Below are 23,485 nucleotides of genomic sequence, written 5' to 3' on the forward strand. Positions count from 1 at the left end.
CGGGTCTCTTCACCCCCAGCGGACGAGCGGTCAAGAGCGCGCGCCGAGGAAGACATCGGCGTGGTCCGGAAAGTAGCGCCGGGCGAGCGCATCGTTCTCGGCCGCGTAGGCGTTCGCGATCTCGTCGAGACGCGGATCGGAGGGGCGAAAGCCCCCATGCCGGTCGGACGGAAACCGCCGCGTCAGCCAGGCGTTCAACTCGGAGCGCCCGGTCTTTCGCCGCGACAGCCGGTTGAAGAGTCGCGACGCCGAAACCGCCAGATGCGACGCGGACACATTCGCCGCCCGCACCTCGCCGAGATCCAGATCGTCGAGCGAGAGGCCGGCGGCGGCGAAGAAGGCCCGCACATAGCTTACGGCGCTCTCGGCCTTGACGATCTCGAACGGCAGGAGCGCGACCCGCCCCGCGCCGAGGCGCGCTTCGAACGCCGACGCGACGCCGGACCAGGACAGGCGCTCCGCGTCCACCGCCTCGTCCAGCCAGCGGCTGAAGCCGCGCGCCTCCCGGTGCAGCTTGACCCGATGCGTGTAGCTCGACACCAGGAAACCGCGCTGCTGACGGATGGTGAGGATCACGCTTATATCGTCGAATGGGAGCGAGCCGATCACCTCCGCGCTCACCCCCGCGCGCTCCAGCCCGGAGGGCTCCGGCTCGCCGCCAAGCAGGAAACCGCTGCAGAACCCCTCTTCCGAGACAAGAACGATATCCGCGTCCGCCGTTTCCGCCGCGAAGGCGTCCAACGCCGCGCGGCTGAGCGGCGGGCCGCCGCGGGTCGCGCTCCGGCACGCGCGCATCATCGGCGCGCGGCGAAAATTGGCGGGCGTGTAGACGGCGACGCCCCGCCGCAGAAGCGCCTCGCGGTGCGCATGAAGGAACCGTTGAAGGGTCGATGTGCCGGTTTTCGGCGCGCCCGGATGTATGATCAGTCGGGGCATCGCCACCCTCGGGAAAGACGGCGCTTGGGTACGAACGCCGCCCCCCGAAGTCAACGCCTCCCCGCGCAAACCGGCATGGAAAGAGTATCGCGGAGGGTCCGAATGCGGTAGGATCACGGCATGGGCCGAACATCCGGCATGGGACTGATCGGAGTTCTCGGCGCCGCGTTGCTTCTCGGCGCGGCTCCGGGCGGGAGCGCGGCGGACCCGACCTTCCAGCACCCGAAGGCGAAGAGCGGATACGCCTATCCCGAATGCTACTGCACCAACCGCGGGGTTCGGGTGGAGATCGGGGAGATAAGCTGCCTGCGGATCGGGGCGCGGGAATTCACCGCGCGCTGCGGCATGTCGCTGAACAATCCGGCGTGGCGCGACAAGACCGAAGGCTGCGCGCCGACGCCGCTCAGCCGGTCCGCGCCGCTTTCAGAGCTTTCCCAGCCAGGATGAAATCCGGGCTTCGTTGACCCCCAGATCGTCCGCGCCATAGCGCGAGCGCGAATAGATATCGAGCGCCGCGCCGCCCTCCACCGGGACCGCGCGCACGGAGATATAATCCGGAAACGCCATGATCTCCGAGCGCTGAATCAGCGTCAGGCTCTCGCCATCATCGCTCAGCAGCGTGACGCGGGGCTCGGCCAGCGCGACCGCCTTGAATCGGGCCAGAAGCGCGGCCGGCGTCTCGTCGAAGATCGGCGAGGCGGCGTCGCCCCCTTCCCCGGCCGGCTTCACGACATAGGCGTTGGCCGCGCCTTCGGAGACGATCGCCGCCGGGTCCACGCTCCAGCGGGCCGGATCGTCAGGCGCGGCCCGAACCCAGATCGCGAATCCGGCGACCGCGAGCCCCAGCGCCGCCGCCAGCCAGAGAAGCCCCTTGCCGATGCGCCTCACTCGGCGGCTTCACGCGCGGTCTCGATCTCGGCGGCCCGCTTTTCAACGAGTTCGACGATATGGTCGATCATCCGCTCGTTATCCATCTTGTGATCCTGCTTGCCGGCCAGATAGACCATGCCCGCCCCGGCCCCGCCGCCGGTGAAGCCGACATCGGTCATCAGCGCCTCGCCCGGCCCGTTGACCACGCAGCCGATGATCGACAGGCTCATCGGCGTGCGGATGTGCTCCAGCCGCTTTTCGAGTATGGCCACCGTCTCGATCACGTTGAACCCCTGCCGCGCGCAGGAGGGGCAGGAGATGATGTTGACGCCGCGATGGCGCAGCCCGAGCGATTTCAGGATCTCGAACCCGATCTTCACCTCCTCGACCGGATCGGCCGAAAGGGAGACGCGAATCGTGTCGCCGATCCCCTGCCAGAGCAGGAACCCGAGCCCGATCGCCGACTTCACCGAGCCGGAGACGAACCCGCCCGCCTCGGTGATGCCGAGGTGAATCGGCGCGTCGCACGCCTCGGCCAGCCCCTGATAGGCGGCGGCGGCCAGAAACACGTCGGACGCCTTCACGCTGATCTTGTAGTCCCGGAAATCGTTGTCTTCGAGGATCCGGATATGCTCGAGGCCGCTCTCGATCATCGCCTCGGGGCAAGGCTCCCGGTATTTGTCGAGAAGATGCTTCTCGAGGCTGCCGGCGTTGACCCCGATCCGGATCGAGCAGCCGTTATCCTTGGCCGCGCGCACCACTTCGCGCACCCGCTCGGGCGAGCCGATATTGCCGGGGTTGATCCGCAAACAGGCGGCGCCCGCCTCCGCGGCTTCGATCGCGCGGCGATAGTGGAAATGGATGTCGGCGACGATCGGCGCCGGGCTCTCGCGCGTGATCTCGCGCAGCGCGCGGGTCGATCCCTCGTCCGGGCAGGAGACGCGGATGATGTCCGCCCCCGCCTCGGCGCAGGCGAGCACCTGTTCGATGGTCGCTTTCGCATCCGTCGTCAGGGTGTTCGTCATCGTCTGGACCGAGATCGGCGCATCGCCGCCAACCTCGACCGCGCCGACGCGGATCTTGCGCGAGACGCGGCGCTGGATATCGCGCCAGGGGCGAATGCTCATGCCAAACTCCGGTCCTGCATCACGCTGGAGAGATAGGCCCCGCCCGCGCGCTTGTCCATCGCGCAGCCCTGCGTCGGCTTATTCGCCGCGCAGCGCGACCGTGTTTTCATCGCCGGTCAGGTTCGCCTCCCGGTCCGCCCGCGGCGGAGCCGAGAAATTCACCGCCGCCGGATAGAGCGCGCGCACCGCATCCGGCTTCAGGTCGACATTCTTCGCGACTTCCGGCCCGTCGCCGAGCGGGCCGAACGCGGTCCCGTCCACGAGGATATAGACCGCGCCCGCGTTTCCGGCCCGGAGTTGCGGCGCGCTCGCGCCTTCAGGCAGGGTGAACCGCTCGCCCGGCCCGAGAATGCCGGTGAAAAGCACGCGCCGCTCCCCATCCCGCACCCGCACCCAGGCGTCTTCCGTCGCGTAGACGTCCACACCCTGCGGCGGCGCCGAGAGCGCGCTGGCCGCGATCTCTGCGGCCGGCGTTTCGTCGACGGCGGCGAGCACATGCTCCACCGGCGGCTCGATCTGCGCATCCGCGACCACGACCGCCGCCGGCACGGCGTATATTCCGGCGCTTCTCGGGTCGATCGAGGAGATCGGGCCGTCGCGCGGCGACACCGGCGGCGCGGCGGCCTCTTGCGCGGCGTAGATCGACGCCAGAGTGATCCGGTCGTCATCGGCCCGCCCCGGCTCTGCGGGGCCGGCGACCTTCATCTCCGCCGGCGCGAAGATGTCCGGCGCCGTCACCAGCACCTCCGGCGCCGTCGGCAACGGCGCGAATCCGAGTCGCTGCAGATCCTGAAGCAGGCTCCAGCCGCCATAGCTGAGCCCGCCGACGAGCGCGACAAGGACGGCGACGGACGCGAGCCCCCGCAGGCTGGCGCCGAGATCGACCCGCGCCGCGTTCGCGTTCGACTTCATGAACCGGTTGGAGATGACGGCCCGGTCCGCCGCGCTCGCGCCCACGGCGCGCGTCTGCGGCCTGGCCTGCGTCGCCGCGCGCTCCTTCGGGCTGAGCGCGCCGGTGATCTCCACTCCCGTGAACCCTGATTCTTCGCAGAAACGGCGGTAGACGTCGTCGCCGTCGAGATCCAGATATCGGGCGTAGGAGCGCACATATCCGGCCGCGTATCCGGCGAACGGGAACGCCGAGGCGTCCGCATCCTCGATGGCGGCGATATAATCCGCGCGGATGAGCAACTCGCGCTGAACATCGAGCAGCGACTTGCCCTTGGAGGCGCGTTCACCGCGCAATTCGTCCCCGAGCTTCAATTCAAAGGAATCAAAGCCTCGCAACCCGGGGTGATATTCACTCCCCATGCCCGATCCCAACGCCTCTTCACCACGCCTAAGCGTATTATGGCCTAAGCCGCCTTGCTGCAAGTTTCAGCCGCATCAATTTAGCATGAAACACACGGAAACCTCAGCGCCAGATAACAAGATATTTCTGAACTTTCGCTCACATAATCGCGCCTGTTACATTAACGTTGGGTTGACAGCGGCGAACCGCCGCTCACAGGGCTGGCGCCCGGTTTCGGCATGGGCGACGATTCAACCACTGCTTGCATACCCCGAATCGGAAGCGACGATCAAATGGACCAGGCGCACCTTTATCTCGCCACTCTGGCGTTGTCGCTCGGCGTCTTTGCGCTGCTCTGGCCCGTCAGCCTTCTCCTTCGCGACGTCAGCATCGTCGACGCCTGGTGGGGGCCCGGCTTTCTCGGCGTCGCGGCGGTCGCGTGGGGGATGGGCGACGGCGGCGCGCGCTCAACGATCATTCTCATCCTTGTAGGCGCCTGGGCGCTCCGGTTGGGGGGCGTCATGCTGCGCCGGCGCCTTCGCCATGGCGCCGAGGACAGCCGCTACATCTCCGTCCGCCGGTCCTGGGGGCGCGGCTTCTGGTGGAAAAGTCTGTTTATCGTCTTCATCCTGCAAGGCGTTCTTCAGTGGTTGATCTCACTCACCGCGGCCGCCGGGGCGCTCGCCCCGCCGACCAGGATCGGCGTGATCGGCGCGGCCGGCGCGCTGCTCGCCGCCGCCGGATTCCTCATCGAGGCGATCAGCGACGCGCAGCTCGACCGGTTCAAGCTGCGGGCGCGCCCCGACCAGTTGTTGACGACCGGACTCCGCCGCCATGTCCGCCACCCCTCCTATACCGGCGAGATGCTGTTCTGGTGGGGAATCTGGCTGATCGCGGCGGAGGCTGGCGCCTGGTGGAGCGTCGTCTCTCCGCTCATTCTCACCTTCCTTCTGACGCGGGTCTCCGGCGCGCCGATGACCGGCGCCGGCCTCGAGGCCTCCAAACCGGGCTACGCGGCGTGGTCGGCGCGGACGCCGGCGTTCCTGCCCCGGCTTCTCAGGCGCGATCGCCCTGGCGGCCGGTCATAGGCCAAGCGCGCGAAACACCGCCGGCAACGTTTCGGGCAGGTCCTCCGCGATCAGGCCGGGGCCGAATGTCAGCGCCGCCTCCTGATGCAGCCAGGCTGCGGCTTCGGCCGCCGGCCCCGCGTCCATCCCCCGCGCGATCAGCCCCGCGATCATCCCCGTCAGAACGTCGCCCGCGCCCGCCGTCGCCAGCCACGGGCACGCGCGCTCATACGCCGCCGAGACGACGGCGGCGCCTCCGTCCGGTCTCGCCACCACCGTGTCCGGCCCTTTCAGCAACACCACGCAGCCGGCCAGCGCCGCCGCCTCGCGGGCCGCATCCGCCTTGGAATAGGCCGGTCCGGTCGCCGACGGCGCGGCGAGCTTGGCCCGGATCGCGGGGAAGAGGCGCCCGAACTCGCCCATATGCGGCGTCAGAACCGCGTTCGCGTCATGTGAGAGCGCGAAGAGGGAGTCCGGATCGTCGGAAAACGCGCTGAGCGCGTCCGCGTCCAGCACGACGCCCCGGCGCCCCTCCGTCAGCGCCGCCTTGACCATGGCCCGGGCGCCCTCGCCGCCGCCCATCCCCGGGCCGAGCGCGAGCGCGTTGAGCCGCGGGTCGGCCAGCGCCGCCGCCAATTCCTCCGCGTCCCCGATCGGGCGCAGCATGATCGCATCAAGCCGGGCGGCGTTTTCGGCCATCGCCGCCGGCGGCGCGCCGACCGTGACCAGCCCCGCGCCGACGCGCAGCGCCCCCCGCGCCGCCAGCCGCGCCGCGCCGCCCTTGCCGGCGCCGCCCGAGATGACGAACACATGGCCATGCGCATATTTGTGGCCGCCGCGCTTCGCGACGTCGAAAGCCTTCGGCCCGATGAGGCGCGCGGCCTCTCGCGGCGCGCCGGAGAGGCCGATATCGACCACGCGAAGATCGCCGCATAGCCGGTCCGGCCCCTGATCGAGCCGGTGGCCAAGGCGCTCCCGGTGAAAGGTCACGGTCAGGTCGCAGACCATCGCCGCCGCGGAGCCGTCCCCGAGAACGCGGCCGCTGTCGGAGCATAGGCCGCTCGGCGCATCGACGCCGACAACCACCGCGCGCCCGCCGGCGGGCCGCGCCGACAACGCCGCGCAGATCCGGGCCGCCGCCCCCTCCAGCGGCCGCGCCAGCCCGGTTCCGAAAAGCGCGTCGATCACCAGATCGGCGGAGGCGCCCAGATCATCGGGCGCCTCCGCGAGCGGCCTGATCCGGCCCAGCTCCCGCCAGCGCCGGGCGTTCTCGGCCGCGTCGGGAGGCAGCTTCTCCGGGTCTCCCAGCAAGAAGACCTCGACCTCCCACCCCGCCTCTTTCAGACGCCGGGCGATGACGAATCCGTCCCCGCCATTGTTGCCCGGCCCGCAGAGCGCGGCCGCCCGGCCCGGCGCGCGAAAGAAGGCCGGGCGCCAGGCCAGGAGCGCGTCGACCACCCCGCTCCCGGCGCGCTCCATCAACTCCAGCCCGGCGACCGAACCGCCGCCGATGGCCGCCTGTTCGATCCCGCGCATCTGCGCGGCTGTCAGAAGCTCCACGTTCACTCTCCCGAATCCGCCCACACAACAGGCGCCATGCCTAAAAAATAGGCGAAAATCACGAATTCAGACTCGGTTCGCGTCGATTGCGGCGCGGACCGATTGAAACGCGCGCCGGCAAGTGGTTCCAACCCAGAGCAACGCGCCGAGCCGCCCAGCAGGAGACCAGGATGAAAAAGATCGAGGCGATCATCAAGCCCTTCAAGCTCGACGAGGTGAAAGAAGCCCTGCAGGAGATCGGCATTCAGGGCCTTTCAGTGATCGAGGCGAAGGGATTCGGCCGCCAGAAAGGCCATACGGAACTCTATCGCGGCGCGGAATACGTCGTCGATTTCCTGCCGAAGGTGAAGATCGAGCTGGTCGTCTCCGACGAGCTGGTCGACCAGGCGCTCGACGCCATCGTCGCCGCGGCGAGAACCGGCAAGATCGGCGATGGCAAGATCTTCGTCTCCGAGATTTCGCGCGCCATACGCATTCGCACCGGCGAGGACGGCGTCGACGCCCTCTGAGTCGACGCACCGCCCGAACAAGATCAATCCGAGAAGGAATATCTCAAGATGAGCGACGCAGAATCAATCATCAGAAGGATCAAGGACGAGGATATCGCCTATGTCGATATCCGTTTCACCGATCCGCGCGGGAAACTTCAGCACGTCACCGTGATGGAGAATCAGGTCGATGAGGACTTCATCGCGGACGGCTTCATGTTCGACGGCTCGTCGATCGCGGGCTGGAAATCCATCGATCAGTCGGACATGAAACTGACGCCCGATGTGGCCACCGCCTATCTCGATCCGTTCTTCGCCGAAAAGACGCTCTGCCTGCATTGCGACGTCGTCGAGCCCGACACCGGCGAGCCTTATGAGCGCGACCCGCGCGGCACCGCGAGAAAGGCCGAGGCCCATCTGAAGGCGACCGGAATCGGCGATGTCTCCTATTGGGGGCCGGAGGCGGAGTTTTTCGTCTTCGACGACGTGCGCTTTTCCGTGAAGATGAACAAGGTCAGCTACGAGGTCGACGCGGTCAACGCCGCCTGGAGCTCGGACACCGCATATGAAATGGGCAACACCGGCCACCGCCCCGGCGTGAAGGGCGGCTATTTCCCGGTTCCGCCGGTCGATCATGGCCAGGACATGCGCTCCGAGATGCTCTCGACCATGCGGCAGATCGGCATGAACGTCGACAAGCACCACCATGAGGTGGGCTCCTGCCAGCATGAGCTCGGCATGGTCTTCGGCACGCTGACCGAACAGGCGGACAACCTTCAGAAATACAAATACGTCATCCATCAGGTCGCGAACGCCTATGGCAAATCCGCGACCTTCATGCCGAAGCCGATCACCGGCGACAACGGCACCGGGATGCACGTCAACCAGTCGATCTGGAAGGATGGCAAGCCGCTCTTCGCCGGCAACCAGTACGCCGACCTCTCGGAAGAGGCGCTGTTCTATATCGGCGGCGTCCTGAAGCACGCCAAGGCGTTGAACGCGTTCACCAACCCGTCGACCAATTCATACAAGCGGCTGATCCCCGGCTTCGAGGCGCCGGTGCTTCTGGCCTATTCGGCGCAGAACCGCTCGGCGTCCATTCGCATCCCCTGGACCGACAACCCCAAGGCCAAGCGGGTCGAGACGCGCTTCCCCGACCCGACGGCGAACCCCTATCTCGCCATGTCGGCGCTGTTGATGGCCGGGCTTGACGGCATCCGGAACCGGATTCACCCCGGCGAAGCCTCCGACAAGGATCTCTACGATCTGCCGCCGGAGGAGCTGGCCGGCATCCCCACCGTCTGCGGCAGCCTCCGCGAGGCGCTCGGATCGCTTGAGGCGGACATGGAGTTCCTGACGGCGGGCGGCGTTTTCACCGAAGGCCAGATTCAGGGCTACATGGATCTGAAATGGGAGGAGGTGTACCGCTTCGAGCACACGCCCCACCCGGTTGAATACCAGATGTACTACTCCTGCTGACCGGATCGGCAAGCGGCGAGAGAGGGCCCCGGGAACGGGGCCCTTTTCTTCATGTGACAATAATCCTCCGCCCCGCGCTCGCTTTAAGGTAGATTTGATTCCCGAAGGCGGGCGCGCGCGACGCGCCCGTATCCGAGGGAGAATCGCATGCAGTTAAACCGGGATCTCGGGCCGCGACACGGCGACGCCAGATGGCGCGACACGATCGGCGTTCTCGCGGCGTCCGAGGACTGGATCGCCCAGATCGACACCGGACTTTTCGGCCATGAGGCGCTCGGTTGGTCGGAGACCGCCGGTTGGCCGGAGAATGTCCGCGTCGACGAAGGGTTGAACGTGTTCGATCCGGGCGGGCCGTTCGGGCGCCTGCCTCTCACCGACCTCTCCGTGCCCGACGGTCTCGTCGCGCGGGTGACGCAGGTTCCCGATCATGGGGTCAAGACGCTGTCGGTCATCCTTGGCGCCACCGCGGAATTTCGCGGCGTCGCGCCCGGCGCGCGGGTCCGCCCCTACCGCGCCGCCAACGGCCCGGTCTTCGTCGGCGAGGCGAAAACCGGCGCGATCGGCGACGCGCTCGATCATGCGCTCGCCTCCCCGCGCCCGCCGCGCGTGGTCACGATCTCGATGGGCAATCCCGGCGGCTCGCCGGCGCATCTTCTGAACGCCTTCGGGGTGAAGTCGACGCCGGGGATGCAGAAGCGGACGGTGGACGCGATCAACCGCGCCTACGAGATGGGCGTCATCGTCGTCTGCGCCGGCGGTCAGATCCATAACACCGTCGCCTATCCGGCGCGGTTCAAGCGCACCATCGCCGTCGGCGGGCTGACCGAACCGGCCTCACGATTCACGTGCGCCCAGTATCCGGACGGCGGCTATGGCGAGAACGGGCTGATCGATGTCTGGGCCCAGGCGGCGAATCTGAACCGGGCGTCCGGCGTCCGGGCGCCGGACGGAAAGCCGCTCCGCTTTTTCGCCGACACGAACGACCCCCGAAACACCGAGCGCAAGCCTGTCGGCACCTCCTACGCGGCGCCGCAGGTCGCGGCGGCGGCGGCGCTCTGGGTGGCGCGCCACCGCGCCATGCTGGAGCGCTTCGACGCGCGCTGGAAGATCGTCGAGGCGTTTCGCAAGGCGCTCAGAGCGAGCGCCGACGACGTCCGCGTCCTTCGCAGGATCAACGCCGGGCCGAACGACCGGATTCGCGTGCGCGCGCTCAATATCGAGGCGCTGCTCGGCGTCGAGCCCGATCTCGACGCCGCCTACGCGCGCATCCCGCGCCACAGCGCGCATTCATCCTGGCTCTAGGCGGCGCCGCGAAGCTCCACCATCCGCGCCATGAGGCTGGCGCCGACCGGCAGCATCTCGTCGTCGAAGACGAATCCGGGATTGTGCAGCGGCACGTCGCCGCCGTGCCCGAGCGTGCAATACGCGCCGGGCACGACATGCAGCATGTCGGCGAAATCCTCGGATCCCATGACCAGCGTGTCGCGGATCTTGGCCTTGTCGCCGCCGACAAGCTCGGCCGCCGCGCCGACCATCGCCGCCGAAAGCTCGGTGTCGTTCATCAGCACGTCGAAGACGTTCCGGATGTCGCAATCGATCTCGATCTCGTGCGCGGCCGCGAAACCGGCGCAAAGCGCGCGCATCCGCTCCGAGACCTTGTCCGCCAGGTCGCGGTCGAAATAGCGCACCGTGCCGCTGATCTTCGCCGTCTCGGGGATCACGTTATAGGCGGAGCCGGCGTGGAACTGGGTGATCGAGAGCACGATCGGGTTCGTCGCCGGGATGTTCCGCGAGACGATGGTCTGGATCTGGCCGACCAGCGCCGACATGATCACGATCGGATCGCGCGAGACCTCCGGCATCGCCGCGTGGCTGCCGCGGCCGGTCATGGTGATGTCGAAGAAATTCGCCCCCGCCATCGCCGCCCCCGGCTTCACGCCGATTTCGCCCGGCGCGTGATAGGGCGAGTTGTGCATCCCGTAGATCTCGTCGCAGGGGAACCGGTCGAACAGCCCGTCGGCGATCATCGCCCGGCCGCCGCCGAGCCCCTCCTCCGCCGGCTGAAAGATCAGGACCGCGCGGCCGGCGAAATTCCGTGTCTCCGCCAGGTAGCGGGCGGCGCCGAGCAGCATCGTCGTGTGGGAATCATGCCCGCAGGCATGCATGATTCCGGGGTTCTTCGACGCGTAGGGAAGATTGGTCTGCTCCTCGATCGGCAGGGCGTCCATATCCGCCCTGAGGCCGATCGTGCGGCCGGGGCGATCGCCCTCGATCACGCCGACGACTCCGGTGCCGCCGATGCCGGTCGTCACCTCGACGCCCCAGCTTTTCAGCTTCTCGGCGACGATCCCCGCCGTGCGAACCTCCTCGAAGCCGAGCTCCGGATGTTCGTGCAGGTCATGGCGGATCGCGGTCAACTCATCGGCGTATCCGGAGATGTGGTCCAGGGTCGGCATCGGCGCACTCCTTGTTGTCGGGCGGGCCCATGATGAGCGCGGCGCTCGAAATGTCCATATGCTTCCGCTTGACCGGCGCGCGGCGGGCGCCTACGCGAAGGGGATGGAAGACGCCGCCGAAGAAGATCTCGTCGCGCCCGATCTCGACGCGTTCGCCGAGATGGCCGCCCGCGCGTTTGAATCGCTGCCCGCCGCGTTTCGCGCGCGGTGCGCCTCGGTCGTCATCCGCGTCGCCGATTTCGCCAGCGACGAGATTCTGCGCGAGATGGAGATCGACGACCCGTTCGACCTGACCGGGCTCTATAGCGGGGTCGATCTCACCCTGAAGAGCCACGAGGACATCGCGCCGCCGCCGGACGAGGTGTGGCTCTATCGCCGGCCGATCCTCGACGAGTGGGCGGAGCGCGGCGATGTCGGGCTTTACGAGCTGGTGAGCCACGTGCTCGTCCATGAGATCGGCCATCATTTCGGCCTGACCGACGATCAGATCGCGGCGATAGAGGCGCGGGCGGAGTAACGCCCCCTCCCCGTCAGCGCATCCCCTCGGAATAGCGCAGGAGGTTGAACCCCGTCAGCGCGTCATGCGCCGGCTTCCAGAGCGCGGCGAAGGCGAACCAGTCGATCCGCCTGACGCGCGCGATCTCGCCGAGGCGAAGCCGCCCGTCCGCGAGCGCGATGAGCTCCGCCGCCTGGCGCGGGATCGCCAGCGTATGCGTGAGCCCGTCCCGCTCCACCCGGAGCCCGCCGCGCCGGGCGATCTGCGCCGCCAGCGCCGCCGGGGAGAGCGCGCCGAGCCGGGGCCGCGCCTCGGGCGAGAGCCCGGCGGGCTTTCGCGCCCCGCGCGCGGCGTAGAAGACATGCGCCTTCATGTTCCCCGCCAGCCGTTCCGCCATCGCGGCGCGGGCGGTCGGGGCCAGCCCTTCGAGGCGCGGATGCAGCGCCGCCGGCAGATACAGCGCCGGCTCATAGCGGAGCGGCTCGGTGAAGGACGTGAGCGCGAGGCCCGCCCGCCCGAGCGCGCCGATCAACGCCTCGACGTCATAGGGCCGGTCGCGGGCGTGGAGGAGAAGATCGTACAGCCCGGCGTCGCTTTCACGATGATCGCCAAGAATGCGGTTTTGCGTGAACCAGTTGGTTTTCGGCAGGCCTTTCAGAGTCGCCTTCGCGATCTCCACCTGCTTCTCCGGCGCCTCCCCCGCCGTCAGCGCGGCGAGCGCGCCCTGGAGCGGATAGACCCCGGTCCGCCCATAGGGCGCGTAAACCATCGCCCCGAGCCCGCCATCCGGCGCCAGCGCCGCGGCGAGCGCGGCGAACCCCGCGTCCGGGTCCGGCAGATGATGCAGCACGCCGGTGCAGTCGATATAATCGAATGGGCCGTGATCGGGCGCGCTCAGGAGATCGCCGGTCAGAAACCGGATCGAGCCGAGCCCGCGCGCCGCCGCCCGCGCCTCCGCGACGCGCCGGCTCGCCGCCGACATGTCGAGATAGGTGATCTCCGCCGGGGCGCCGCGGTCCGCCAGCTTCTGCGCCAGCATGATCAGCCCGTCGCCGGTGCCGCCGCCGGCGAAAAGCGCGCGGAACGGCCTCGACCAGTCGCGCCGCCCGCCGAACAGGAAATGATCGACCTCGGCCGGGTGCGAAGGCGAGCCCTCGATCAGGCGCTTCGCCTCGTCCGCCGGATTGCGGGCGGGATAGGGGTAGGCTTCATATTGCGCGGCGACCGGATCCATGGCTCCGCTCATACAAGCGGCGCCTCTCCCCCGCAATCCCGCGCGCCGCTCCACCCTGGCGCAGAACGGGCGTTTCCTTCGCCGCGCCGGACGGTTAGCATCGGGCGGCGACGTTGGGGCGATGATGCGATGAATGAACTTGACCAAGGCGCGTTCCGCTTCGCGCCCGCTCCGGGAGAAGTGCAGGATCTCATCCTGCGGGACGGCGCGATCAGCGCGCTCAGTTTCGGCGTCTATCGCTTCTGGATGAACACCCATTTTCGCCGGCTGATCTGGCGGCGCACCACCCTGGCGGGCGATCCGTTCGAATATGACGGAACCGCGCTCGAACTGGCGCGGGGCGTCTTTCTCGCGGTGCTGGCGCTCTCGGTCGTCTTTCTGCTCTTCAATTTCGCGCTCGGATATGTCGGCCTCGCGCTCTGGGACGCCTGGTCGCCGCAGGCCTCGGCGCTCCTCAGCGCGCTGGCGTTCACGCCGATCCTCGAATTCGCGCGGTTCGGCGCGCGGCGGTACCGGCTGCGCCGAACCCGCTGGCGCGGGCTGCGCTTCGGGATGAACGGCTCGGCCGGCGCGTTCATGCGGATCTGGCTCAAATGGGCGCTGATCATGGTTCTGACCCTCGGCCTCGCCCGGCCCTGGCTCCGCGTCGCGCGGGAGCGGTGCATGACCGAAGCGATGGTCTACGGCGACGCGGATTTCAGTTTCGACGGCTCGGCGCGCGCCATTTTCATGGATTGGCTGCGGCTCTGGCTCGCCGCCGTCGCCGCCTTCGCCGCCTATTCGATCATAAGGCGGGTCCATTTCGGCTTCGTTCATGACGGGGCGCGAATCGACGTCATGTCGTTTCTGGTTCCGCTCATCGGGGCCGGGCTCATCTGGTTCGTCTTCCGGTTCTGGTGCCATTACCGGGCGGCGGAGCTCAGGCTCTTCATGACGGCGCGGCGGATCAAGGGCGTCCGGATCTCCTGCGATTTCAACGCGAAGGGGCTTTTGCGCCCCGCCTGGGCGACGATCGGGCGCGCGATTGTGGTGGGCGCGTTGCTCGCGCTTCTCCTCTTCTCCTTCGCCTCGCTGGCCTTGCGGCTCGCGGTGGCGGCGGAGGGCGCGGACCCGGCGGGTTTCGCGCTCAGCCTCGATCTTTCCATGCTCGGGCGATTCCAGTCCTTCGGCGCGCGCGCGATCTTCCTGGGCGCCGCGTGGCTCAATTACGCCGCGACGGTGCTTTTCCTGATCTGGCTCTGGCAGGCGGTGTGGTGGCCGCGGGTTCACGGAGAGCTGATGGCCGCCACCACGGCGAGCGGGCTCTCGACCCTCGCGGATGTGCGCCAGCGGCCGGCGGAGACGGCGATCGGGGCCGAAGGGTTCGCCGACGCGCTCGGCGTCGCCGGGCTCTGACATCGCGATTGACGCCGCGCCGCCGCCGCGCGATCTTCGGGCATGATCAGATCGGAAACCGTCACCGCCGGCCCGCTTTCATTCCATTGCCTGACAGCCGGCTCGCGGGCGCGGCCGCTTCTGCTTTTCCTGCATGGCTTTCCCGAATATTCCGGGGCCTGGGAGGAGATGCTGGCGCGCCTTTCGGACCGCTTCTTCTGCGTCGCGCCGGATCAGCGCGGCTACGGGCGCTCGTCGAAGCCGCCGGCGGTTCAGGACTACGCCGCCGGCAAGCTGGCGGAGGACGCGGCCGCGATCCTGACCCATTTCGCGCCCCGCGCCCGCGCCGTCATCGGCCATGACTGGGGCGCCTCGGTCGCCTATGTGCTGGCCTTCAAGCATCCGGAGCTGATGGAGCGTCTGGTGATCATGAACGGGGCGCACCCGATCCCGTTCCAGAGGGCGCTCGCCGCCGGCGGGCCGCAATCCGCGGCCTCCCAGTATTTTCACTATCTTCGAAACGAAACCGCCGAGGCGCGGCTGTCCGCGAACGGGTTCGCCGGCCTCGCCCGTCTCTTCGCGGAGGGAATGAATCTCGACTGGCTGACCGGCGCCCGCCGCGCGGCCTATCAGGCGGCCTGGGAGGCGCCCGGCGCGCTCACCGGCATGCTGAACTGGTATCGCGCGACGCCGTTTCAGGTCGCCGATCCCGGCGCCCCTCTCGCGGAATCGGATCTGGTCGCCTTCGATCCCGAGCGGCTCCGGGTCAGGCCGCCGCATCTTCTGATCTGGGGGATGAAGGACCGCGCCCTGCTGCCCGAAGCGACCGCCGGGCTTGAAAGCCATTGCGACGCGCTCACCCGCGCCGAGATCGACGACGCCGACCATTGGCTGCATCACCAGAAACCCGACGAGGTCGCGGCGCTGATCGCCGGGTTCTGCGCGGAAGAGGTTGCGGGCGGGGCGCTCAACCCGCATTGAGGTTGATCGGCGCCGCGCGGCGCCGCACAATCGCCGCCAAAGACCACTCGAGCAGTATCAGGAAGAGCCCAATGGCCGCCGCCCGCACCGCCGCACAGACGGCGACAGATCTATTCGCAGCGGAAGACCGCGCGTCGAAAGCCTATGACGCGTCGGCCATCGAGGTTCTGGAGGGGCTGGAGCCGGTCCGGAAGCGCCCCGGCATGTATATCGGCGGCGTCGACGAGCGCGCGCTCCATCATCTCGCCGCCGAAGTGCTCGACAACGCCATGGACGAGGCGGTCGCCGGCCACGCCAGCCGGATCGAGGTCGAACTTCTGGAGGGCGGCGCCTGCCGGATCGTGGACAATGGGCGCGGCGTGCCGGTGGACCCGCACCCGCGCTTTCCGGAGAAATCCGCGCTCGAGGTGATTCTCACCACGTTGCATGCGGGCGGCAAGTTTTCGGGCAAGGCCTATGAGACCTCGGGCGGGCTTCACGGCGTCGGCGTCTCGGTGGTCAACGCGCTCTCGGACCGGCTGGAGGTCGAGGTCGCGCGGGACCGCGTGCTTTGGCGGCAATGCTACTCGCGCGGGACGCCGCTCGGCCCGCTGGAGAAGATCGGCCCGGCGCCGAACCGGCGCGGCACCAGCGTGCTCTTCAGCCCGGACCCGGAGATCTTCGGCCCGCGCGCCGCGCTGAAGCCGGCCCGGCTCTGGAAGATGGCCCGATCGAAGGCCTATCTTTTCCGGGGCGTGGAGATCCGCTGGAAATGCGCGCCCGAATTGCTCGGCCCCGGCGACGCCACCCCGACGGAGGATCAGTTTCATTTTCCGGGCGGGCTCGCGGATTTTCTGGCCGCGACCCTGAAGGGCGCCATGACGCGCACCGCCCTGCCCTTCGCCGGGAAGGTCGATTTCTCGGAGAAATTCGGCGCCGGCGCCGTCGGCTCCGTCGAATGGGCGATCACCTGGACGCCGGCGCGCGACCCTTTCACCTTCAGCTACTGCAACACGGTGCCGACCCCCGAAGGCGGCACCCACGAGGCCGGCTTTCGCGCCGCCTTGACCAAGGGCGCCCGCGCCTATGGCGAACTGGTCGGCAACCGCAAGGCCGCCCAGATCACCGGCGAGGATCTCTTCGCCGAAGGATGCGCGACCCTCTCCGCCTTCATCCGCGACCCGGATTTCGTCGGCCAGACCAAGGACCGGCTCTCGACCGCGGAGGCGCAGCGCCTGGTCGAAGGCGCCGTGCGCGACCACTGGGACAACTGGCTCGCCGCCGATCCGAAATCCGCCGACGCGCTCCTTGAGACGTTCATCGAGCGCGCCGAGGACCGGCTTCGCCGCCGCAAGGAGAAGGAGACCCGGCGCAAGACCGCGACGAAGAAACTCCGCCTGCCGGGGAAGCTGGTCGATTGCTCCGCCACCGGGCGGGAGGGGACGGAGATCTTCCTCGTCGAGGGCGACAGCGCCGGCGGCTCCGCCAAAATGGCGCGCGACCGGAGAAATCAGGCGCTCCTGCCGCTGCGGGGCAAGATCCTGAACGTGCTCGGCGCGGCGTCGTCGAAGCTCGGCCAGAATCAGGAGATCGCGGATCTCTGTCAGGCGCTCGGCGTCGGCATGGGGGCGCGATACGATCATGACGACCTGCGCTATGAGCGGATCATCATCATGACCGACGCCGATGTCGACGGCGCGCATATCGCCTCGCTCCTGATGACGTTCTTCTTCACCCAGATGCGCCCGCTGGTCGAAAACGGCGCCCTGTTCCTCGCTAGGCCGCCGCTTTACCGGCTGACCCAGGGCGGGCGCTCGGTCTACGCGCATGACGAGGTCGACCGCGACAAGCTGTTGAAGAGCGCCTTCTCCGGCCGCGGCCGGGTCGACGTCAGCCGCTTCAAGGGGCTCGGCGAGATGGACGCGAAGGACCTGAAAGACACGACGATGAACCCGAGGACGCGCCAGCTCATCCGCATCGCCATCGACGATGACGAGCCGGGCGAGACCGCGACTCTGGTCGACCGGCTCATGGGCAAGAAGCCGGAGCTCCGCTTCAACTACATTCAGGAGAACGCCCGCTTCGCCGAGGCGCTGGATATCTGACGCGGGCGCCCCGGCCGGCGGCGCCGCTCGCTCCGGCGCGGGGCCGAAACGCCGGCGCCGCGCGTTCCGGCCCCTCCTCGCGCCTGCGCCCACGGGCGGGTCTCGAACTTTTGAATGCCGCGTTAAGCGCGGAGATGATCGACAGAAGGCCCCGCGCAGCCTATATTCCTTTGGGAGTTTCAAAGGAAAAGATAGATGAAACGCCTCCTTCTCGTCGCCAGCGCGGCCGCCGCCCTTTCCGCATGCGCCACCGGCGGCGGCCTCCCCCTCGACGTCGTCACCCGCACCATGATCGAGCCGAATTACGATTCGAGTTCGGTCAGCGTGTTCGCCGCATCGGGCGGCGCGACGACCATTCTCGGCTCGACGCGCGACGGCGCCAGCCCGGACGAGATCGCGGCGGCGCTCCGGCTGCCCGCTCATCTCGCGCAGCGAACGGTCCACGCCGCGCCGACCGGGGAGGCGCAGAACGGCCCGCATCTCGTGCTGGTCTTCGCGCCGCAAAGCGCCGCCTCCGCGCGGGACGCCTGTCGCGGCGAAGTCTCCGGCGGCGTCGCGGGCTCGCCCCTGAAGGTCTTCGGAGCCTTCTGCTCCAGTTACGGCACGCCGGCCTCGGAAGCGCTTTTCACGGCCGCGGGCTCCCCCACGCCGTCGGATCCGGATTTCGGCAAGAGGCTTTCGGTCCTGATGAGCGTGCTGATGCCCGCCGTCAATCCGGATCAGGGCGAAGGCAGGTCCCAGCGGGTTCCCTGAGCCGTCAGAACCGCCCCGTCGCGGCCCGCCGAAGCAGCGACAACCGGGCGCGAAGCGGCGACGGCCCCACTCGCCTGAACGGGTCGAACCCCGGCGCGGCGGCCGCGACGAGCGCCGGCTCCGCCGCGTGAATGCTGAGGAGCGGCGCGCGCGCCGCGCGCGGCACCTCGCGGCGGCGGGCCCGGGCCGCGCGAAGCCGGGTCAACGCGTCGTCTGCGAGATCGCGGAGCGCGCCGGTCAACGTCTCCGGCGCGCGGCCTTCGCGGATGGCGTTCATGTCGAGCCCCGCAGTCATGGGCGCCTGTCCGCCTGAAGCGATGATCGCCGGAAGCGCCGCGATCAGCCGCCCCGCGCCCTCCGCCCAGCCGCCGAGCCCGGCGACTTCGGCGGCCGCGTCCCCGCCGCCGAGCGCGCGCACGCCGGCGACGGCCAGCGCCCCCCCGGTGCCGGCCAGAAACCGGTCCAGCCCCTCGCGATCATCGGCGCCGCCCGGCGCCAGCGAATAGAGACGCGCCTCGACCATCGTCTCCAGCGCCGCCCGGTCGAACGGCGCCTCCCGATGCGCCGCGGCCAGCGCGCCGATCACTTCATGGCCGCGCGCGACGCCGCGGTCGAAGAGATCCTCCAGCGCCTCCCGCCACCATGCGAGGCGGATCTCGCCCAGCATCGGCTCCGACACCAGCGCCGGGATCTTCGCCAGCTCCAGATTGAACGCGATCAGGGCGAAAAGCCGCTCGCGCGCCTGCGGCGGCGCGCAGAGCGCGGCGAGAAAGCGGGTCTCATCGCCCTCGCGCGCGAGGTTTCCGACCGTGGAGAGAGGGGGCGCCGCCATGGTTTCTCAGGCCGCGTCGCGATGGAGCTTGAAGTCGATCGCGTCGATCAGCGCCTGAAAGGAGGCGTCGACGATATTCGCGGAGACGCCGACCGTGGTCCAGCGGCGCCCCGCGCCATCCTGACTTTCAAGAAGCACGCGGGTCACCGCCTCGGTGCCGCTGGAGAGAATGCGGACCTTGAAATCGACCAGCTTCATATCCGCGATCACGGCGTCGTATTTGCCGAGATCCTTGCGAAGCGCGAGCGAGAGCGCGTTGACCGGCCCCTGATCGGCGCCCGACGCGTCCAGACTTTCGGAAGCGGAGACGAACCGCTCCCCATCCACGTTCAGCACCACCACCGCCTCCGAGACGGTGACGAGATCGTTCACCGCGTTGTAGCGGCGCTCCACCGTGACCCGGAATCGCTCGACCTCGAAGAAGCGCCGCCGAAGGCCGAGATGGGCGCGCGCCAGAATCTGGAACGACGCCTCGGCGCTGTCATAGGAGAAGCCCTGATCCTCCTTCTCCTTCACATCCTGCAAGAGACGCGCAAGGCGGGGATCGTCCTTCTCGACCTCGATCCCGGCTTCGGCGAGGCGGCGAACCAGATTCGAGCGGCCGGCCTGGTTCGACATCGGGATGATGCGCGCGTTCCCCACCGTCTCGGGCGGGATATGCTCATAGGTCGTCGGATCCTTGACGATAGCGGAGGCGTGCAGCCCGGCCTTGTGGGCGAACGCCGCCGCGCCGACATAGGCCGCGTGCCGGTTCGGCGCCCGGTTCAGAAGCTCGTCCAGCATGCGCGAGAGCGCGGTGAGCCCGCCCAGCTTCTCCGGCGCGACGGACAGCTCGAACCGGCTCGCCCATGGCTCTTTCAGCAGAAGCGTCGGGATGAGCGAGACGAGATTGGCGTTGCCGCAGCGCTCTCCAAGGCCGTTCAGCGTGCCCTGAACCTGCCGCGCGCCCGCATCCACCGCCGCCAGCGCGCCGGCGACGGCGGTCTCGGTGTCGTTATGGGTGTGGATGCCGAGCCGGTCTCCGGGGAGGCGCGCCGCCACGGCGCCGACGATCTCGGCGATCTCATCGGGCAGCGTCCCGCCATTGGTGTCGCAGAGAACGACCCAGCGCGCGCCCGCCTCCATCGCCGCGTCGAGACAGCGGAGCGCGTAAGCGGGGTTCGCCTTGTAGCCGTCGAAAAAATGTTCGGCGTCGAACAGCGCCTCGCGGCCAAGCCCGGTCAGATGCGCGACGCTCTCGCGGATGTTGGCCTCGTTCTCGTCCAATGTGAGGCCGAGCGCGGTCGTCACATGAAAATCATGGGTCTTGCCGACGATGCAGACCGCCGGGGTTCCGGCGTTCACCACCTCGGCCAGCACCTCGTCATTGGCGGCGGAGCGCCCGGCGCGCTTGGTCATGCCGAAGGCGGTGAAGGTCGCGCGGCGGAGCGTGGGAGCGTGGGCGAAGAACTCGCTGTCGGTCGGGTTGGCCCCGGGCCAGCCGCCTTCGACGTAATCGAGGCCGAGCGCATCCAGCGCCAGCGCGATCTTGCGCTTGTCGTCGCCGGAGAAATCGACCCCCTGCGCCTGCTGGCCGTCGCGAAGCGTGGTGTCGTAGAGGGAGAGACGGGCGCGGGTCATCATCTCTGCTCCGACAGATTGTCGTAAAGTTTCTTGGGATCGAAGCCCGGACCACGCCGCCACTCGGAAGGTCCGCCTTTCTCATCAATCACCAGCACCCCGGCAGCATCAAGTCGCTTGCGTATGGTATCGGCGCGCCCGAATTCTTTCGCAGCGCGAGCCGCTGATCGCTCAGCAAGCAACTCTTCAATAAGCTCAGATTCGCTATCGAGAACTTCCTGAAAAAGCTCAAGATTCGGCGCACGAAGATTCATTAGCGCCATTCCGCCAGCGAGTGAACCGCCGTCTCCTTCCCGAGCAAATCGATGCAACTCCGCAATCGCTGCAGGAGTATTTAGGTCATCGGCCAGCGCTTCAACCACCACATGAGGAACCTTAGGAGAAGCCCCCTCAATAGCAGCTCGCCACTTGGTCAACACCGCCGCAGCCTCATCCATTCGCTGCTGCGTCCAGTCCAACGTTCCACGATAATGCGTCCCCAAAAGCGCCAGCCGCAGCACCTCTCCCGGCGCCTGTCCGCGCAGATCCTCCACCGTGAGAAAATTCCCCAGCGATTTCGACATTTTCCGCCCATCGACATTGATCATGCCGTTATGCATCCAGACACGCGCGAACCCGGAATCCGGCGCGGCGCAACAGCTTTGCGCGATTTCATTCTCGTGATGCGGGAACATCAGGTCGCCGCCGCCGCCATGGATGTCGAAGGTCTCGCCCAACAGCTTCGACGCCATCGCCGAGCATTCGATATGCCAGCCGGGGCGGCCCCGGCCCCATGGGCTGTCCCAGCCCGGCTGATCGGCGGCCGAGGGTTTCCAGAGCACGAAATCCATCGGCGAGCGTTTGCCGGGCGCGGTCTCGGAGCGCGCGCCCGCGATCATGTCGTCGGTCGAGCGGCCGGAGAGCCCGCCATATTCGGGCCAGGTCGCGACCTCGAAAAGCACATGGCCCTCCGTGACATAGGCGTTTCCCTTCGCGACCAAGACCTCGATCATCGCGATCATTTCCGGCACGAACTCGGTCGCGCGGGGCTCGTGCGTCGGGGGGAGGCAGCCGAGCGCCGCCATGTCGTCCCGATACCAGGCCGTCGTCTCGGCGGTGATCTCGCCGATGGAGACGCCGCGCTCCTTCGCGCGGGCCATGATCTTGTCGTCGATATCGGTGATGTTGCGCACATAGGTCACATGCGCCTCGCCATAGCGATGACGAAGCAGACGGAACAAAACGTCGAAGACCACCGCCGGGCGGGCGTTTCCGATATGCGCCCGGTCGTAGACCGTGGGGCCGCAGACATACATCCGCACGTTCCGCGGATCCTCGGGCGCGAAAATCTCCTTTTCGCGGGTCGCGGAATTATGGAGGCGAATCTCGGTCATGGCTTCGGTCCCGGAGGTCCCGGCGGGCCATGGTTCTGTCGAGAGATGAACACGAAGCGCCGCCGCAGACGAATGTCAGCGGATAATGCAGATCTCGATGATGATCGCGCGGTTCATGCGTAGTCCTATGCCCGAAGCGCCATATCGAGGCAAGCGCCGAGTCAGGGTCCTTCGAGAAACGGCATGAAGGACGCCATGTCCGGGCCATGGTCGCGCCCGGTCAGCGCGCGGCGGAGCGGCTGGAAGAGCGCCCTGCCCTTGCGCCCCGTCGCCGCCTTCACCGCGCCGGTCCATTCGGCCCAGGTTCGCTCATCCCATGGGCGCGGCGGCAGAAGCGCGAGCGCCTGCGCGACGAACTCCTCGTCCTCCGGCGCGGTCTCCGCCTCTGTCGGCGCCGCGCCGGCGGCCACCGCCCGCCACTCCGCCACATCTTCGAGACGCTCGATATTGGGCCGGACCGCCAGCCAGAACGCCTCGCTCACGTCGTCGGGAAGCCGGGCGCGAACGGACTCGAACGGCGCGTCGTGCAGGATCTTCCTCGAAAGATGCATGATGTCCTCCGGCGCCGCGCGCACCGGCGCGAGGCCGAAGCTCGAAAGATCGAACCCCGCCGCGGCCGCCTCGACCGACCAGACCGGAACCACCGGCAGCGAAGAGCCGATTCGCGCCAGCCAGGAGATCAGCGCCGCCGGCTCCGCGCCGCCCTCGCGCAGCTCCGCGACGGAGAGGCCGCCAATCCGCTTGGAGAGTTTCTCCCCTCCCGGGCCGACCATCAGCGCGTGATGCGCGAACCGCGGCGCCGGCGCGCCCAACGCCGCGAAGAGCTGCGCCTGCGTCGCGGTGTTGGTCACGTGATCCGCGCCCCGCACCACGTCGGTCACGCCCATATCGGCGTCGTCCACCACCGAACAGAGCGAATAGAGAAACTGCCCATCCTCCCGAATCAGCACCGGGTCGGAGATCGCCTCCGCCTCGAAACGCTGCGGGCCGCGCATGCCGTCGTCCCATTCGATCAGGCCCGGCTCCAGCCTGAAGCGCCAATGGGGCGGGCGTTCGGCGAGAAGCGCCGCGCGCTCAGCCTCGCTCAGGCGCAGCGCGGCGCGGTCATAGATCGGCGGCCTCGAAGCCGCCCGGAGCCGGCGGCGCATCAGCGCCAGATCCGCCGCGCTCTCCCAACAGGGGTAAAGCCGGCCCTCCGCCTTCAGCCGGGCCGCCGCCTCTTCATAAAGCCCGATCCGCGCCGATTGCCGGAACTCCGCGTCCCAGGAGAGGCCGAGCCATTCGAGATCGCGCCGGATGCCGTCGACATGCCGCTCCTGCGAGCGCTCCCGGTCGGTGTCGTCGATCCTCAGAATGAACCGCCCGCCGGCCTTCCGCGCGAGGAGCGCGTTGAAGACCGCGGTCCGGAGATTGCCCAGATGCAGCGCTCCGGTGGGCGAAGGCGCGAACCGCGTCGTGATCATG

The 23,485-nt window shown here is 68.4% G+C and carries 21 protein-coding genes; 10 read left to right on the plus strand and 11 right to left on the minus strand.

Features of this window, described 5'->3' with window-relative positions; all coding sequences use genetic code 11:
- Positions 1 to 30 precede the first annotated feature (30 nt).
- The gene (locus WG921_RS07120; RefSeq protein ID WP_340108526.1) at positions 31 to 936 is read right to left on the minus strand and encodes a hypothetical protein; all 906 of its coding nucleotides are present in this window, start codon (positions 934 to 936) and stop codon (positions 31 to 33) included.
- Positions 937 to 1,056: 120 nt separating this feature from the next.
- On the opposite strand from WG921_RS07120, the gene WG921_RS07125 reads away from it, so the two are divergent.
- Entirely contained in the window at positions 1,057 to 1,383 is a 327-nt protein-coding gene (locus WG921_RS07125; protein ID WP_340108527.1) for a hypothetical protein, read from the plus strand.
- On the opposite strand, the gene WG921_RS07130 is transcribed toward WG921_RS07125, so the two are convergent.
- The 3 genes from WG921_RS07130 to WG921_RS07140 all read right to left on the minus strand — a co-directional run bounded on the left by WG921_RS07130 (position 1,360) and on the right by WG921_RS07140 (position 4,244).
- The gene (locus WG921_RS07130; RefSeq protein WP_340108528.1) at positions 1,360 to 1,824 is read right to left on the minus strand and encodes a DUF1499 domain-containing protein; all 465 of its coding nucleotides are present in this window, start codon (positions 1,822 to 1,824) and stop codon (positions 1,360 to 1,362) included. The two genes, WG921_RS07125 and WG921_RS07130, sit on opposite strands and share 24 nt — an antisense overlap.
- Complete coding sequence (gene ispG / locus WG921_RS07135; protein WP_340108529.1) at positions 1,821 to 2,933, minus strand: flavodoxin-dependent (E)-4-hydroxy-3-methylbut-2-enyl-diphosphate synthase; 1,113 nt, start codon at positions 2,931 to 2,933, stop codon at positions 1,821 to 1,823. Before ispG ends, WG921_RS07130 begins: the two co-directional genes overlap by 4 nt.
- 78 nt (positions 2,934 to 3,011) lie before the next feature.
- The gene (locus WG921_RS07140) at positions 3,012 to 4,244 is read right to left on the minus strand and encodes a helix-turn-helix domain-containing protein (protein WP_340108530.1); all 1,233 of its coding nucleotides are present in this window, start codon (positions 4,242 to 4,244) and stop codon (positions 3,012 to 3,014) included.
- A gap of 273 nt (positions 4,245 to 4,517) precedes the next feature.
- On the opposite strand from WG921_RS07140, the gene WG921_RS07145 reads away from it, so the two are divergent.
- Positions 4,518 to 5,312 (plus strand): DUF1295 domain-containing protein, encoded by a 795-nt coding sequence (locus WG921_RS07145; protein WP_340108531.1) that lies wholly within the window; start codon positions 4,518 to 4,520, stop codon positions 5,310 to 5,312.
- On the opposite strand, the gene WG921_RS07150 is transcribed toward WG921_RS07145, so the two are convergent.
- Complete coding sequence (locus tag WG921_RS07150) at positions 5,307 to 6,851, minus strand: NAD(P)H-hydrate dehydratase (RefSeq protein WP_413788569.1); 1,545 nt, start codon at positions 6,849 to 6,851, stop codon at positions 5,307 to 5,309. The two genes, WG921_RS07145 and WG921_RS07150, sit on opposite strands and share 6 nt — an antisense overlap.
- 170 nt (positions 6,852 to 7,021) lie before the next feature.
- Here WG921_RS07150 and WG921_RS07155 point away from each other — a divergent pair, with 170 nt between their 5' ends.
- The 3 genes from WG921_RS07155 (at position 7,022) to WG921_RS07165 (ending at position 10,120) form a co-directional block, all read left to right on the plus strand.
- Positions 7,022 to 7,360 (plus strand): P-II family nitrogen regulator, encoded by a 339-nt coding sequence (locus tag WG921_RS07155; protein ID WP_340108532.1) that lies wholly within the window; start codon positions 7,022 to 7,024, stop codon positions 7,358 to 7,360.
- Between the two features lie 48 nt (positions 7,361 to 7,408).
- The gene (gene glnA, locus WG921_RS07160; RefSeq protein WP_340108533.1) at positions 7,409 to 8,818 is read left to right on the plus strand and encodes a type I glutamate--ammonia ligase; all 1,410 of its coding nucleotides are present in this window, start codon (positions 7,409 to 7,411) and stop codon (positions 8,816 to 8,818) included.
- Positions 8,819 to 8,965: 147 nt separating this feature from the next.
- Complete coding sequence (locus tag WG921_RS07165) at positions 8,966 to 10,120, plus strand: S8/S53 family peptidase (RefSeq protein ID WP_340108534.1); 1,155 nt, start codon at positions 8,966 to 8,968, stop codon at positions 10,118 to 10,120.
- Here the strand turns inward: WG921_RS07165 and WG921_RS07170 are convergent.
- Positions 10,117 to 11,274, minus strand: coding sequence for a M20 aminoacylase family protein (locus tag WG921_RS07170; RefSeq protein WP_340108535.1), 1,158 nt, complete (start codon positions 11,272 to 11,274; stop codon positions 10,117 to 10,119). The two genes, WG921_RS07165 and WG921_RS07170, sit on opposite strands and share 4 nt — an antisense overlap.
- Before the next feature lie 103 nt (positions 11,275 to 11,377).
- On the opposite strand from WG921_RS07170, the gene WG921_RS07175 reads away from it, so the two are divergent.
- Complete coding sequence (locus WG921_RS07175; RefSeq protein WP_413788572.1) at positions 11,378 to 11,791, plus strand: metallopeptidase family protein; 414 nt, start codon at positions 11,378 to 11,380, stop codon at positions 11,789 to 11,791.
- A gap of 13 nt (positions 11,792 to 11,804) precedes the next feature.
- Here WG921_RS07175 and WG921_RS07180 read toward each other — a convergent pair whose 3' ends face one another.
- Positions 11,805 to 13,016 carry a class I SAM-dependent methyltransferase gene (locus tag WG921_RS07180; RefSeq protein ID WP_340108536.1) on the minus strand — a complete coding sequence of 404 codons (1,212 nt, stop codon included), beginning with the start codon at positions 13,014 to 13,016 and terminating at the stop codon, positions 11,805 to 11,807.
- 117 nt (positions 13,017 to 13,133) lie between these two features.
- Between WG921_RS07180 and WG921_RS07185 the strand changes: the two genes are divergently transcribed.
- The 4 genes from WG921_RS07185 (at position 13,134) to WG921_RS07200 (ending at position 18,196) form a co-directional block, all read left to right on the plus strand.
- Entirely contained in the window at positions 13,134 to 14,399 is a 1,266-nt protein-coding gene (locus tag WG921_RS07185) for a DUF898 family protein (protein WP_340108537.1), read from the plus strand.
- A gap of 42 nt (positions 14,400 to 14,441) precedes the next feature.
- Positions 14,442 to 15,359, plus strand: coding sequence for an alpha/beta fold hydrolase (locus tag WG921_RS07190; protein WP_340108538.1), 918 nt, complete (start codon positions 14,442 to 14,444; stop codon positions 15,357 to 15,359).
- Positions 15,360 to 15,430: 71 nt separating this feature from the next.
- A complete protein-coding gene (locus tag WG921_RS07195; RefSeq protein ID WP_340108539.1) occupies positions 15,431 to 17,443 on the plus strand; it encodes a DNA topoisomerase IV subunit B in 2,013 nt (670 codons plus the stop codon).
- A 195-nt stretch (positions 17,444 to 17,638) separates the two neighbouring features.
- Entirely contained in the window at positions 17,639 to 18,196 is a 558-nt protein-coding gene (locus tag WG921_RS07200) for a hypothetical protein (protein ID WP_340108540.1), read from the plus strand.
- A 4-nt stretch (positions 18,197 to 18,200) separates the two neighbouring features.
- Here WG921_RS07200 and WG921_RS07205 read toward each other — a convergent pair whose 3' ends face one another.
- From WG921_RS07205 to WG921_RS07220, 4 genes are all read right to left on the minus strand, one after another.
- On the minus strand, positions 18,201 to 19,028 hold the full coding sequence (locus tag WG921_RS07205) for a squalene/phytoene synthase family protein (RefSeq protein WP_340108541.1): 828 nt from the start codon (positions 19,026 to 19,028) through the stop codon (positions 18,201 to 18,203).
- 6 nt (positions 19,029 to 19,034) lie between these two features.
- Positions 19,035 to 20,648 carry a citramalate synthase gene (cimA, locus tag WG921_RS07210; RefSeq protein WP_340108542.1) on the minus strand — a complete coding sequence of 538 codons (1,614 nt, stop codon included), beginning with the start codon at positions 20,646 to 20,648 and terminating at the stop codon, positions 19,035 to 19,037.
- Complete coding sequence (gene cysS / locus WG921_RS07215; RefSeq protein WP_340108543.1) at positions 20,648 to 22,021, minus strand: cysteine--tRNA ligase; 1,374 nt, start codon at positions 22,019 to 22,021, stop codon at positions 20,648 to 20,650. The genes cimA and cysS overlap by 1 nt, the downstream gene beginning before the upstream one ends.
- Positions 22,022 to 22,182: 161 nt before the next feature.
- On the minus strand, positions 22,183 to 23,484 hold the full coding sequence (locus WG921_RS07220) for a glutamate--tRNA ligase (protein ID WP_340108544.1): 1,302 nt from the start codon (positions 23,482 to 23,484) through the stop codon (positions 22,183 to 22,185).
- Between the last annotated feature and the right edge of the window lies 1 nt (position 23,485).

This window comes from Paludibacillus litoralis (assembly GCF_037646705.1).
GTDB lineage: Bacteria > Pseudomonadota > Alphaproteobacteria > Rhodobacterales > Rhodobacteraceae > Pikeienuella > Pikeienuella litoralis.